The sequence below is a fragment of the Pectobacterium sp. IFB5596 genome, from assembly GCF_021432585.1.
In the GTDB taxonomy this organism is placed as follows: Bacteria; Pseudomonadota; Gammaproteobacteria; order Enterobacterales; family Enterobacteriaceae; genus Pectobacterium; species Pectobacterium punjabense.
In genome coordinates this window covers 56,122-68,718 of record NZ_LXFY01000001.1, presented here as the reverse complement: position 1 = coordinate 68,718, position 12,597 = coordinate 56,122, and the positions used below count along the sequence as shown (strand labels likewise).

The window sequence follows — 12,597 nt, the reverse complement described above, 5'->3', positions numbered from 1 at the left end:
CAATCGCAAACCATTTCGAGTATAATGCTTTTGTTACCCGCGACTATAAAGATGATGAATAAATTCCCTGTTAAAAATCACAAAGTTAAACGATTCAGCTCACAGCCAGCAAGAAAAAGGCAACCTGACAATGCGCCGCGCCGGATTGTTTTGTTCAATAAGCCCTTCGATGTCTTGCCGCAATTCACTGATGAAGCCGGACGCCGCACGCTGAAAGATTACATTCCGATTAGCGGTATTTACGCCGCCGGGCGTCTGGACCGCGACAGCGAAGGTCTGATGATTCTCACCAATGACGGCAAGCTTCAGGCACGGCTCACCCAACCAACGGAAAAAACGGCCAAAATCTACTATGTTCAGGTAGAAGGTATTCCTGATGACGCCGCGCTGACGCGCTTTCGTACTGGTCTGGAACTGAATGACGGCAAAACGCTGCCCGCAGGCGCGGAGATCGTTCCAGAACCTGACTGGCTGTGGCCGCGCAATCCGCCCATACGTGAACGTAAAAGCATCCCTGACTGCTGGCTAAAAATCACGCTGTATGAAGGCCGTAATCGACAAGTCCGTCGTATGACGGCGAATATCGGGTATCCTACCCTGCGTCTGATTCGATACGGCATGGCCAATCAAATCGTAGAAAACCTGTTACCAGGAGAATGGAAGGAGATAGCGGATGTTTAAACCCCATGTCACGGTTGCCTGCGTCGTGCAGGCCGAAAACCATTTTCTGGTCGTCGAAGAGTTAATTAACGACAAATTATTATGGAACCAGCCTGCGGGTCATTTGGAAGCCGACGAAACGCTGATTCAGGCGGCAAGCCGTGAGCTGTGGGAAGAAACGGGTATTCAGGCCACACCACAAAATTTCTTACGCCTCCATCAATGGATCGCGCCCGACAACACACCCTTTTTACGTTTTTGCTTCGCGCTCGATCTGCCTACAAGAGTCGACACCCAACCACACGACAGCGATATCGAATGTTGTCGCTGGGTGACCGCCGAGGAAATTTTGCATTCTCGCCACCTTCGTTCACCGCTAGTGGCTGAAAGTATTCGTTGCTATCAGCAGCCAGAGCGCTACCCGCTAGCCTTATTGGGCGCGTTTAACTGGCCTTTTTAAGCATCCGCCTTTTTAACCTGCCGTGAATGGCCTGACCAGCTCACGGCAGGAATAGCGATGCAGCCCTCCGTTCAACATGCTAAAATGCGCCGCTTGTTTTTCGCATCAATGCGTCAGTAAATTCAGTTCGTGAGACTCCCATGTCAGATAACAGCCAGAAAAAAGTGATTGTCGGTATGTCCGGCGGTGTTGATTCCTCCGTTTCCGCTTACCTGTTACAGCAACAGGGCTATCATGTTGAAGGCCTGTTCATGAAAAACTGGGAAGAGGATGACGACACCGAATATTGCTCAGCCGCCACAGACCTTGCCGATGCGCAGGCCGTTTGCGACAAGCTGGGTATCGAGTTACATACCGTCAATTTTGCCGCTGAATATTGGGACAACGTTTTTGAACTCTTCCTTGAAGAATATAAAGCGGGTCGTACCCCCAATCCCGATATCCTGTGCAATAAAGAGATCAAATTTAAAGCCTTTCTGGAATTCGCTGCCGAGGATCTTGGGGCGGATTATATCGCGACAGGCCACTATGTCCGCCGTCACGATGTTGACGGCAAAAGCCGTTTGCTGCGTGGAATGGACGGTAATAAGGACCAAAGCTATTTTCTTTATACGCTGGGTCACGAACAGATCGCACAGAGCCTGTTCCCGGTCGGTGAACTGGAAAAACCACAGGTTCGCAAAATCGCCGAAGAACTTGAGCTGGCAACTGCGAAGAAAAAAGATTCTACCGGTATTTGCTTTATCGGCGAGCGTAAATTCACCGATTTCCTGGCACGCTATCTGCCTGCACAACCGGGGCCAATTCTGTCCGTCGATGATAACAAACCGATGGGACAACATCAGGGTCTGATGTACCACACGCTGGGGCAACGCAAAGGATTAGGCATTGGCGGCGTCAAAGACGGTGGCGAAGACCCTTGGTACGTGGTGGATAAAGATGTCGCCAACAATATTCTGTATGTCGCACAGGGTCATGAGCACCCTCGCCTGATGTCACATGGTTTAATTGCGCAGCAACTGCACTGGGTCGACCGCCAGCCACTCACCGCTGAACTACGCTGTACAGTAAAAACGCGTTACCGTCAGGCGGACATCCCCTGCACCGTCACGCCGCTTGGCGACGATCGCATTACCGTACGTTTTGATGAACCTGTCGCCGCCGTGACACCGGGTCAATCTGCCGTCTTTTATCTGGACGACGTGTGCCTTGGTGGCGGTATCATCGAAGAACGCTTACAGGAGTAACCGTGGCTAAAAATTATTATGAAATCACGCTGGCGCTAGCCGGCGTTTGCCAATCGGCGCATTTAGTCCAACAGTTGGCCCATACGGGTAACTGTAATAACGATGTTTTGCATACCTCGCTGAACAGCGTGTTAAACCTCAATCCAGCGTCCACGCTTGCCGTTTATGGCAATGATGAGCAAAACCTGAAAGTGGGGGTGGAAACGCTGCTAGGTATTCTGAATACCAGCAGTAATAAAGGCGCGGGTGCAGAATTATCACGCTATGCGTTCAGTCTGATTGCGTTGGAACGTAAGCTAAATGCGAAATCTGCCTCGCTGGACGAATTAGGCAAACGTATCGGGCAGTTGGAGCGACAACTGGAACATTTCGAGCTGCTTTCCGAAACGATCGTTAGCGCACTAGCCGCGATTTACGTGGACGTCATCAGTACGCTGGGGCCACGCATTCAGGTTACCGGCTCACCGGAGGTGCTACAGAACAGTCAGGTGCAGGCTAAAGTGCGTGCTGCACTATTGGCTGGTATCCGTTCTGTCGTGCTTTGGCAGCAGATTGGCGGCGGGCGCTTACAACTGATGTTTTCACGCAGTCAGTTGGTCAAAGAAGCAAAACAGATATTGGCACGTTGCACGTCCGTTTAATGGTATTCTTGCCGCTATGGCTGACGCTGGTATGACTAACGCCAGCGTCGCGAGAATCAATCGCCCTTATTGATATTAATCGTTCTTATTGAAATTAATCGTTATTGAAACCAATCTCAGGAGTTGCTTGCGATGGAATTATCCTCACTGACCGCCGTTTCCCCTATTGATGGACGCTACGGCGATAAAGTCAGCACGTTGCGCACCATTTTCAGCGAATTCGGTTTGCTGAAATTCCGTGTGCAGGTTGAAGTACGTTGGCTGCAAAAACTGGCGGCCTGTGCAGAGATCCAGGAAGTTCCTGCATTTGACGCGGACGCAAACGCTTTCCTTGATAAAATTGTCGCCGAATTCAGCGAAGAAGATGCAGCACGAATTAAAACTATCGAGCGCACCACCAATCATGACGTGAAAGCCGTTGAGTATTTCCTGAAAGAAAAAGTGGCTGCGATTCCAGCACTACACGCCGTCAACGAATTTATCCACTTCGCCTGTACTTCAGAAGACATCAACAACCTGTCTCACGCGCTGATGCTGGATACCGCTCGCCGCGATGTCATTCTGCCGCACTGGCGCCAAATCATTGATGCGCTGAAAACACTGGCGCAGGAATACCGCGATATTCCACTGCTTTCCCGTACTCATGGTCAGCCAGCCACACCTTCCACCATCGGTAAAGAGTTTGCTAACGTCGCTTACCGTATGGAGCGCCAATATCGTCAGCTGCAACAGGTTGAGATTCTGGGCAAAATTAATGGTGCTGTCGGTAACTATAACGCCCATCTGGCAGCCTATCCGGAAGTCGATTGGCATCAGTTCAGCGAAAAATTTGTCACATCGTTGGGCATCAACTGGAACCCGTACACCACGCAGATCGAACCGCATGATTACATCGCCGAGTTGTTCGACTGCATCGCGCGTTTTAATACGATTTTGATCGACTTTGATCGTGATATTTGGGGCTACATCGCACTGAATCACTTCAAACAGAAAACTATTGCGGGCGAAATCGGTTCTTCCACCATGCCGCATAAAGTTAACCCGATTGATTTCGAAAATTCAGAAGGCAACCTGGGTCTGGCGAATGCCGTTCTGGGGCATCTGGCTAGCAAGCTGCCGGTTTCCCGTTGGCAGCGTGACCTCACTGACTCTACCGTGCTGCGTAATCTGGGCGTCGGCGTGGGATATGCACTGATTGCGTATCAGGCCACGATGAAAGGCATCAGCAAACTGGAAGTGAACCGCGATCGTCTGGCTGACGAATTGGATCACAACTGGGAAGTGTTGGCAGAGCCAATCCAAACCGTGATGCGTCGCTACGGCATTGAAAAACCGTACGAGAAACTGAAAGAGCTGACGCGTGGCAAACGCGTTGATGCTGCCGGTATTCAGGAATTTATCGATGGCCTTGCCTTACCGGAAGCGGAAAAAACGCGCCTGAAAGCCATGACACCAGCCAACTACATCGGCCGTGCTATCGCGATGGTCGACGATCTGAAATAAGCGTTTTCAAACAAATTTCGACCGTTCTCTGGCGGGTACCCTGCCCGCCAGTTTCCCTTAAGACCAACCATTTCCAGCCCGTTTATACCCGGTTTACCCTTCCTGTGGATAATTTAGCAAATAAAATAAATTACTTTCTCTGCGTATAATGTTGATATGCGGGAGAGACATTCGTGAAAGATTAGGTGCATAAAAGTATTTTTATAAATATGCTCCTATCTATTCGACAGAGGATATAACGATGCGGATTCTGGTCGTTGAAGATAATGTATTACTACGCCATCATTTAACCGTTCAGATGAATGAAATGGGGCATCAGGTCGATGCCGCCTCTGACGCTAAAGAAGCGGATTACTTTCTTCATGAAAACATGCCGGACATTGCTATTGTCGACCTCGGGTTACCCGATGAAGATGGTATGAGCATGATCCGTCGCTGGCGAGCCAATCAGGCCAAGCTGCCTATTCTGGTGCTGACTGCACGCGAGGGTTGGCAAGACAAAGTTGCCGTGTTGGAAGCGGGTGCGGATGACTACGTCACTAAACCCTTCCACATGGAAGAAGTCGTGGCACGTTTGCAGGCGCTGATGCGGCGTAACAGCGGGTTGGCATCACAAATCATCAGCCTACCGCCCTTTGAGGTTGATTTGTCGCGTCGCGAGTTGGTGATCCACAGCGCTCCCATCAAATTGACAGCGTTTGAATACACCATTATCGAGACGTTGATTCGCAACAAAGGTAAAGTCGTTAGCAAAGATTCCCTGATGCTACAGCTGTATCCAGATGCAGAGCTACGGGAAAGTCATACCATTGATGTGCTGATGGGACGACTACGCAAGAAAATTCAACAAGCCGATGCGCCGGATGTGATTACTACCGTACGTGGACAAGGATATCGTTTTGATATTGATACTCCCTCAGGCTCGGTATGAGTGATACCGATAAGAAGTTACCCTTCTCGCTTCGCATTCGTTTTTTACTTGCGACAGCGGCCATTGTGCTGGCGTTGTCGCTAGCTTATGGCGTCGTCGCCATTATCGGTTATAGCGTCAACTTCGATAAAACGTCATTCCGCCTATTACGTGGCGAGAGCAACCTTTACTACAGTCTCGCACAGTGGCGCGACAACCAACTGAATATCGTTACGCCGCCCGACGTTGACATCAACTTCCCCACTCTGGTGTTGATATATGATGAGCATGGCAATATGCTCTGGCGCGAAAAACATGTCCCAGAACTGGAAGCGCTAATAAAATCCGAATGGCTGAACAAAACGGCCTACCATGAATTAGATACTGACACGGATACCAGCAGTGCGGTCTTAACGGGCAATACTTTGCTGTTAAGCAGCCTGCGAGCACTGAATGGTACGCAAAGCAATGCCTTAACGCACTCCATCGCCGTAAACGTTTATCCGAAGACCGAGCATCTCCCTTCCATCACCATTGTGGTGGTCGACCGTATCCCACAGGAACTGCAACAGGAAGACGTAGTGTGGGAGTGGTTCAGCTATGTTTTGATCGCTAATCTCCTGCTGGTGCTTCCCTTGCTTTGGCTTGGTGCCCACTGGAGTTTGCGCCCCATTCAGCATCTGGTAAAACAGATCGCTGAATTAGAAAAAGGCACGCGCGATCAACTGGATGAAAATCCGCCGCGCGAATTGTTCAGCCTGGTAAAAAACCTGAATATTCTGCTGAACAACGAACGCCAGCGCTACCATAAATACCGTACAACGCTCACCGATCTCACCCATAGCCTGAAAACGCCGCTGGCGGTCTTGCAGACCACGTTACGCGCGTTGCGTACCGGTAAAGAGATCACTATCGATCAGGCTGAACCCATCATGTTGGCGCAAATCAGTCGTATCTCACAGCAGATAGGGTATTACCTGCATCGTGCCAGCGTACGCGCCGAACATAATCTATTGATACGCGAAGTCCATTCAGTTCCGGCATTACTGGATGGCTTATGTTCCGCGTTAAATAAAGTGTACCAGCGTAAGGGCGTCGCCTTGACGCTCGATATTCCGCCCGAGTTGACCTTCGTGGGCGAGAAGAATGACTTCATGGAAGTCATGGGAAATATCCTTGATAACGCCTGTAAGTACTGCCTGGAATTTGTCGAAATTAGCGTGCAGCACTCCGATCATAAACTGCATCTGATTATCGATGATGACGGGCCCGGCATTCTTGAAAGCAAGCGTGAGGTCATTTTCCAACGTGGACAGCGCGCCGACCGCATGCGTCCGGGACAAGGCATCGGCCTCGCCGTCGCTGTTGAAATTATCGAGCAGTATCAGGGGGAGATCCTCATCAGCGACAGCGCACTGGGCGGTGCCCGTGTCGAAGCTATTTTTTCACGCCAGAACCTTAGTCAGAACGAGGGGTGAAAGGCGGTACAGCGCACGATGCTTCCGCTATACTTATTGCCACAATGCGGATTGTTTTAAAATACTGATTATTTCAAGAAAAATCATGTCTTCAAGAACAGTCATTTCCTCAAAAACAAGTTTCTGGAAAACGGTATGGACTATCAGCTTAACCTCGACTGGCAGGATTTTTTAGCGAACTACTGGCAAAAACGTCCGCTCCTGATTAAAGGCGGTTTCACACATTTTATCGACCCAATTTCACCTGACGAACTCGCCGGTCTGGCGTTGGAAAATGAGGTAGATAGCCGACTCGTCAGCCATCAGAATGGACGTTGGCAGGTGAGCCATGGTCCTTTCGAGAGCTATGACCACCTGGGGGAAAGTAATTGGTCGCTGCTGGTACAGGCCGTCGACCACTGGCATGAGCCCTCTTCCGCCTTGATGCAGCCCTTTCGACAACTGCCGGACTGGCGCACCGATGATTTGATGATTTCATTTTCCGTTCCCGGTGGTGGCGTAGGGCCACATCTGGATCAGTATGATGTTTTCATTATTCAGGGAACGGGACGTCGCCGCTGGCGCATCGGTGAAAAAATACCGATGAAGCAGCACTGTCCGCATCCAGACCTGCTTCAGGTTGAGCCGTTTGAGGCCATTATTGATGAAGAACTGGAGCCGGGTGATATTGTGTACATTCCACCGGGCTTCCCGCATGAAGGCTATTCACTGGAAAACTCGCTGAATTACTCGGTCGGGTTCCGAGCACCGAACGCTCGCGAGCTGGTCAGCGGCTTTGCGGATTATGTCCTTTCCCGCGAACTCGGCAGCTATCGCTACAGCGACCCTGATGTTCCATCCCGCGATCATATCGCCAGCGTACTGCCGCAAGAGTTGGATGCGCTGCAAAAAATGATGCTGGATCTGGTGCAGCAGCCGGAGCATTTCCAGAACTGGTTTGGCGAATTTATTTCCCAGTCCCGTCACGAGCTCGATCTCTCACCGCCGGAGCCACCTTATCAGGCAGGCGAAGTGTATGACTATCTGCAACAAGGTGAACCGCTGCGCCGTTTAGGTGGCTTGCGGGTCATCTGCGTTGGCGATAGCTGCTTCGTTAACGGGGAAAAAGTGAACAGTACGCACAAAGCGGCGCTGTTTGCGTTGGCTGAGCACACGACTATTGATGCGGAACGGCTGGGCGATGCACTGGACGATCCCTCTTTCCTCGCACAGCTCACCGTGCTGATTAATAGCGGTTACTGGTACTTCGCGGATTAAGATAAAACGAAGATAGCCGTTCGTACAACGATAAGGCGGGGTGTTCCCGCCTTATTCATCTCTGCAAAATAGGCACGCTTACGGTTTTGCGCGCAGCGCCGTCAGCTCGGCAATGCGCATAATCACGGAAACCGCCTTTTCCATCCCTTCCAGCGTGACAAATTCATGTTTGCCATGATAGTTATAGCCACCAGTAAACAGATTCGGGCACGGTAACCCCTGAAATGACAGGTGTGCGCCGTCAGTACCGCCACGAATCGGTTTCATATTCGGTTCAATATCGCAATCCCGCATCGCCTGCTGTGCTAATGCGATAATATGCGGGTGCTGTTCAACCTGCTCACGCATGTTGTAATAGGTATCGGCGATCGTAACTTCGATATAGCAATCCGGGTGCAGCCCCGCGCCGACCTTTTCAGCAATATCCAGCATCATCTGCTTACGCCGCTCAAAGCCATTACGGTCAAAATCCCTGACGATATAGTGTAGATCTGCCCGTTCTACAGAACCTTTCATACTGTGGAGGTGATAAAACCCTTGGTAGCCATCCGTCTGCTCCGGTGACTCACTCTCTGGCACCTGCTGGTGATAGCGAGCGGCCAGCGTCAGTGCATTGACCATCACGCCTTTGGCGCTACCGGGATGCACATTGTTGCCTACGATTTTTATCTGAACCGATGCAGCATTAAAATTCTCATACTCCAGTTCACCAACACCACCACCGTCTACGGTATAGGCCCACTGTGCGTTAAACGCTTTGACATCAAAAAACTGCGCGCCCTTGCCAATCTCTTCATCGGGCGTAAAGGCAATACGAATATCACCGTGCGGTAGCTGACTTTTTTTCAATCGTACCAGCGCGGTAATAATCTCAGCGATCCCCGCTTTATCATCCGCTCCCAGCAGCGTTTTGCCATCTGTTGTAATCAGCGTGTGTCCCAGTAACTGGTGCAGTACCGGGAACATGACGGGTGACAGCACTTCATCTCCCATACCCAAGGCAATATCGCCACCGCGGTAGTTTTCCAGAATCTGTGGATTCACATTTTTGCCACTAAAATCCGGTGACGTATCCATATGTGAAATAAAGCCGATGGCCGGAACGGGCCAGGCCACATTCGCCGCCAGCGTCGCCGTCAGGCAACCTTGTTTGCTCAATGCGATTTGTTCAAATCCCAGTTCGAGCAGTTCCTGCTGCAACGCACGCGCCAGTTTCAATTGACCATCGGTGCTCGGCACCTGCCGAACGCCGGATTTAGACTGTGTATCAAATGAAACGTAATTCAAAAATCTGTCGAGTAATTTATCCATCTTATCTATGCCCCCTGAACCCTGAAAGGCATTATGGATAGGGCTACTACGGTAGATATTGCGTCAGGTCAGTTTTTTTCCGATTTAACAAACCGTGAGACCATAATTCAGGCCAAAAAGCAGCGACCACGCCACGAAAAATGACCAAAGCAGGCAACAACCACATAACAACCGAGAGACATATGAGCCAATCCATTGATTAAATTGCCACCGTTTACTCACTAATCGGCAGGAAGCAGGGTCGCACAAGTTGGCGTTAGGCAACGTTTCCCGTAAAATGCCGCACTTAATTGCACACGCTGTCTGAAAGGTGATAACCCTTGGTACGATCGCAACGGAAATGCCGTTGATCGGCCAAATCAGGAAATAGAGCCAGACCTTAATGAAAGAAAACTCCCTAACCGTGCCGGTCATTGAATTGATCAACGTCCACAAAGGTTTTGATGGCAAAGACATCATTTCACACTTTAATCTCACCATTAATGACGGTGAATTTTTAACGATCCTCGGGCCCTCCGGCTGCGGTAAAACCACCGTACTGCGCCTGATTGCCGGTCTGGAAACGGTCGATAGCGGCAATATCATGCTGGAAAAGCAGGACATTACCCATCAGCCCGCCGAGCAGCGGCACGTTAATACTGTATTTCAAAGCTATGCACTGTTTCCTCATCTCAGCGTGTTTGAAAACGTGGCGTTTGGCCTACGCATGCAGAAAACGCCTGCCGCGGAGATTACCCCACGCGTGATTGACGCGTTGAAAATGGTGCAGTTGGAAGAAATGGCACAGCGCCGCCCGCACCAGTTGTCCGGTGGCCAACAACAGCGTGTTGCCATCGCCCGCGCGGTCGTTAACCAGCCGAAAGTGCTGCTGCTGGACGAATCTCTGTCTGCACTCGATTACAAACTGCGTAAGCAGATGCAGAATGAACTGAAAGCGCTGCAACGTAAGCTGGGTATTACCTTCATTTTTGTCACACACGATCAGGAAGAAGCACTGACGATGTCCGATCGCATCGTGGTGATGCGCGACGGGCGGATCGAGCAAGATGGCACACCGCGTGAAATCTACGAAGAACCGAAAAATCTGTTCGTTGCCAGTTTCATCGGTGAAATCAATATCTTTGATGCCATCGCACTGGAACAACTGGACGAACAGCGGGTTCGCGCACAGGTTGAAGGCCACGAATGCATTATTACCGTCAGCGTCCCAGTCAACGTTGGCCAACACCTCAACGTGCTGCTGCGGCCGGAAGATTTACGCGTCGAAGAACTGGGTGATGACATGCAGGCGGAAGGAATGGTGGGTTACGTGCGCGAACGTAACTATAAAGGCATGACGCTGGAATCCAACATCGAGTTGGAAAATGGCAAGATGGTCATGGTTAGCGAGTTCTTTAACGAAGACGATCCCGACTTCGATCATTCACTCAACCAGAAAGTGGACGTCACCTGGGTGGAAAGTTGGGAGGTAGTCCTGCACGATGAAGACATCGCGTAAACGCTTTCAAAACACCATTATTGCCTTCATCGTTGCCTGGCTGGTGCTGTTTGTTTTCTTGCCCAACCTGATGATCATCGGAACCAGTTTTCTGACGCGCGATGACACCCACTTCGTCAGCCTGGTCTTTACGCTGGAAAACTACACGCGGCTGGCCGATCCACTTTATGCTTCAGTCCTGTTGCATTCGCTGAATATGGCCGTTATCGCCACGCTCTGCTGTCTGATCTTGGGCTATCCGTTCGCCTTTATTCTGGCACGCTTACCGCAAAAAGTTCAGCCATTGATGTTGTTTCTGCTGATTGTGCCATTTTGGACCAACTCGCTGATTCGCATTTACGGACTGAAAATTTTCCTTAGTACACGCGGCCATCTGAATGAGTTTCTGCTCTGGACGGGCTTGATTGATACACCGCTACGGATTATGTACACCTCCGAAGCCGTTATTCTCGGGCTGATTTATATCCTGCTGCCTTTCATGGTGCTACCGCTTTACTCCAGTATTGAAAAACTCGATAAATCCTATCTTGAAGCCGCACGCGATCTGGGTGCCAGTAAATGGCAAACCTTCATTCGCGTGGTGATCCCGCTAACCATGCCGGGAATTATCGCCGGATGTCTGCTGGTGCTGCTGCCTGCCATGGGATTGTTCTTCGTTGCCGATCTGATGGGCGGAGCCAAGAATTTGCTGATCGGTAACGTGATTAAAAGCCAGTTTCTTAATATCCGCGATTGGCCGTTTGGTGCCGCCACTAGCATCTGTCTGACGCTGGTCATGGGCGTGCTGCTGTTTATCTACTACCGTACAGCCCGCCTGCTGAATAAAAAGGGAGAGCTGGAATGATCGGACGCTTAATCCGCGGTGGATTTATGTCCATCATTTACGCTTACCTGTACATTCCGATCGTTATTCTGATCGTGAACTCCTTTAATCAGGCGCGCTTCGGCATCAACTGGCAGGGATTTACGCTGGACTGGTATCGACTGCTGATGAACAATGACAGCCTGCTTCAGGCCGCGCAGCATTCGCTGACCATGGCGGTGTTTTCCGCGACGTTCGCCACACTGATGGGTTCTCTAACGGCCGTCGCGCTGTATCGCTATCGTTTTCGTGGCAAGCCTTTTGTCGGCGGCATGCTGTTCGTGGTGATGATGTCGCCGGATATCGTGATGGCAATTTCGCTGCTGGTACTCTTCATGCTGTTGGGCATATCGCTCGGGTTCTGGTCGTTGCTGTTTTCCCACATCACGTTCTGCCTACCCTTTGTGGTAGTAACCGTCTACTCGCGTCTGAAAGGTTTCGACGTGCGGATGCTGGAAGCGGCGCGCGACTTAGGGGCCAGTGAAGTGATTATTCTGCGCAAAATTATTCTGCCACTGGCGATGCCAGCCGTCGCGGCCAGTTGGCTGCTCAGTTTCACGCTGTCGATGGACGACGTGGTGGTCTCTTCGTTTGTCACCGGCCCCGCGTATGAAATTCTGCCGTTGAAGATTTACTCGATGGTGAAGGTTGGCGTATCCCCTGAAGTCAATGCGCTGGCAACGATTTTGCTCATTCTGTCGCTTGTACTGGTGCTCAGTAGCCAACTGATTTTACGCGACCGCACCGGAAAATAAGATTGCAACTCGCAT

Annotated in this window: 12 protein-coding genes; 11 read left to right on the top strand and 1 reads right to left on the bottom strand. The window is 50.7% G+C overall.

Annotated elements, in window-relative coordinates:
- Positions 1–54: 54 nt before the first annotated feature.
- The 8 genes from rluE to A6301_RS00290 all read left to right on the top strand — a co-directional run bounded on the left by rluE (position 55) and on the right by A6301_RS00290 (position 8,156).
- On the top strand, positions 55–681 hold the full coding sequence (rluE, locus tag A6301_RS00325) for a 23S rRNA pseudouridine(2457) synthase RluE (RefSeq protein WP_234257167.1): 627 nt from the start codon (positions 55–57) through the stop codon (positions 679–681).
- On the top strand, positions 674–1,120 hold the full coding sequence (locus A6301_RS00320; protein ID WP_107170625.1) for an NUDIX hydrolase: 447 nt from the start codon (positions 674–676) through the stop codon (positions 1,118–1,120). Before rluE ends, A6301_RS00320 begins: the two co-directional genes overlap by 8 nt.
- A 104-nt stretch (positions 1,121–1,224) precedes the next feature.
- Positions 1,225–2,367 carry a tRNA 2-thiouridine(34) synthase MnmA gene (gene mnmA, locus A6301_RS00315; protein ID WP_370642164.1) on the top strand — a complete coding sequence of 381 codons (1,143 nt, stop codon included), beginning with the start codon at positions 1,225–1,227 and terminating at the stop codon, positions 2,365–2,367.
- A gap of 2 nt (positions 2,368–2,369) precedes the next feature.
- Complete coding sequence (gene hflD, locus A6301_RS00310) at positions 2,370–3,008, top strand: high frequency lysogenization protein HflD (RefSeq protein WP_107170626.1); 639 nt, start codon at positions 2,370–2,372, stop codon at positions 3,006–3,008.
- 132 nt (positions 3,009–3,140) lie between these two features.
- On the top strand, positions 3,141–4,511 hold the full coding sequence (gene purB / locus A6301_RS00305; RefSeq protein ID WP_205542309.1) for an adenylosuccinate lyase: 1,371 nt from the start codon (positions 3,141–3,143) through the stop codon (positions 4,509–4,511).
- A gap of 241 nt (positions 4,512–4,752) precedes the next feature.
- Positions 4,753–5,442, top strand: a complete 690-nt coding sequence (gene phoP / locus A6301_RS00300; RefSeq protein WP_107170628.1) for a two-component system response regulator PhoP — start codon at positions 4,753–4,755, stop codon at positions 5,440–5,442.
- Entirely contained in the window at positions 5,439–6,899 is a 1,461-nt protein-coding gene (gene phoQ / locus A6301_RS00295; protein ID WP_107170629.1) for a two-component system sensor histidine kinase PhoQ, read from the top strand. The genes phoP and phoQ overlap by 4 nt, the downstream gene beginning before the upstream one ends.
- A gap of 135 nt (positions 6,900–7,034) precedes the next feature.
- Entirely contained in the window at positions 7,035–8,156 is a 1,122-nt protein-coding gene (locus A6301_RS00290) for a cupin domain-containing protein (RefSeq protein WP_107170630.1), read from the top strand.
- Positions 8,157–8,234: 78 nt separating this feature from the next.
- Here the strand turns inward: A6301_RS00290 and pepT are convergent, their stop codons facing one another.
- Positions 8,235–9,467, bottom strand: coding sequence for a peptidase T (gene pepT / locus A6301_RS00285; protein ID WP_107170631.1), 1,233 nt, complete (start codon positions 9,465–9,467; stop codon positions 8,235–8,237).
- Between the two features lie 382 nt (positions 9,468–9,849).
- Here pepT and potA point away from each other — a divergent pair, with 382 nt between their 5' ends.
- From potA to potC, 3 genes are read left to right on the top strand one after another with little or no spacing between them, the layout of a single operon-like run.
- Positions 9,850–10,965: a spermidine/putrescine ABC transporter ATP-binding protein PotA gene (gene potA, locus A6301_RS00280; RefSeq protein ID WP_107170632.1), complete on the top strand. Its 1,116-nt coding sequence runs from the start codon at positions 9,850–9,852 to the stop codon at positions 10,963–10,965.
- Complete coding sequence (gene potB / locus A6301_RS00275; protein ID WP_234256832.1) at positions 10,949–11,809, top strand: spermidine/putrescine ABC transporter permease PotB; 861 nt, start codon at positions 10,949–10,951, stop codon at positions 11,807–11,809. Before potA ends, potB begins: the two co-directional genes overlap by 17 nt.
- Positions 11,806–12,582 (top strand): spermidine/putrescine ABC transporter permease PotC, encoded by a 777-nt coding sequence (potC, locus tag A6301_RS00270; protein WP_107170634.1) that lies wholly within the window; start codon positions 11,806–11,808, stop codon positions 12,580–12,582. The genes potB and potC overlap by 4 nt, the downstream gene beginning before the upstream one ends.
- The last annotated feature ends 15 nt before the right edge of the window (positions 12,583–12,597 follow it).

Coding starts and splice junctions, on each gene's coding strand:
- potB (WP_234256832.1), top strand. CDS start 10,949: ATGAAGACATCGCGTAAACGCTTTCAAAACACCATTATTGCCTTCATC.
- phoP (WP_107170628.1), top strand. CDS start 4,753: ATGCGGATTCTGGTCGTTGAAGATAATGTATTACTACGCCATCATTTA.
- A6301_RS00290 (WP_107170630.1), top strand. CDS start 7,035: ATGGACTATCAGCTTAACCTCGACTGGCAGGATTTTTTAGCGAACTAC.
- rluE (WP_234257167.1), top strand. CDS start 55: ATGAATAAATTCCCTGTTAAAAATCACAAAGTTAAACGATTCAGCTCA.
- pepT (WP_107170631.1), bottom strand. CDS start 9,467: ATGGATAAATTACTCGACAGATTTTTGAATTACGTTTCATTTGATACA.
- purB (WP_205542309.1), top strand. CDS start 3,141: ATGGAATTATCCTCACTGACCGCCGTTTCCCCTATTGATGGACGCTAC.
- potC (WP_107170634.1), top strand. CDS start 11,806: ATGATCGGACGCTTAATCCGCGGTGGATTTATGTCCATCATTTACGCT.
- phoQ (WP_107170629.1), top strand. CDS start 5,439: ATGAGTGATACCGATAAGAAGTTACCCTTCTCGCTTCGCATTCGTTTT.
- A6301_RS00320 (WP_107170625.1), top strand. CDS start 674: ATGTTTAAACCCCATGTCACGGTTGCCTGCGTCGTGCAGGCCGAAAAC.
- potA (WP_107170632.1), top strand. CDS start 9,850: ATGAAAGAAAACTCCCTAACCGTGCCGGTCATTGAATTGATCAACGTC.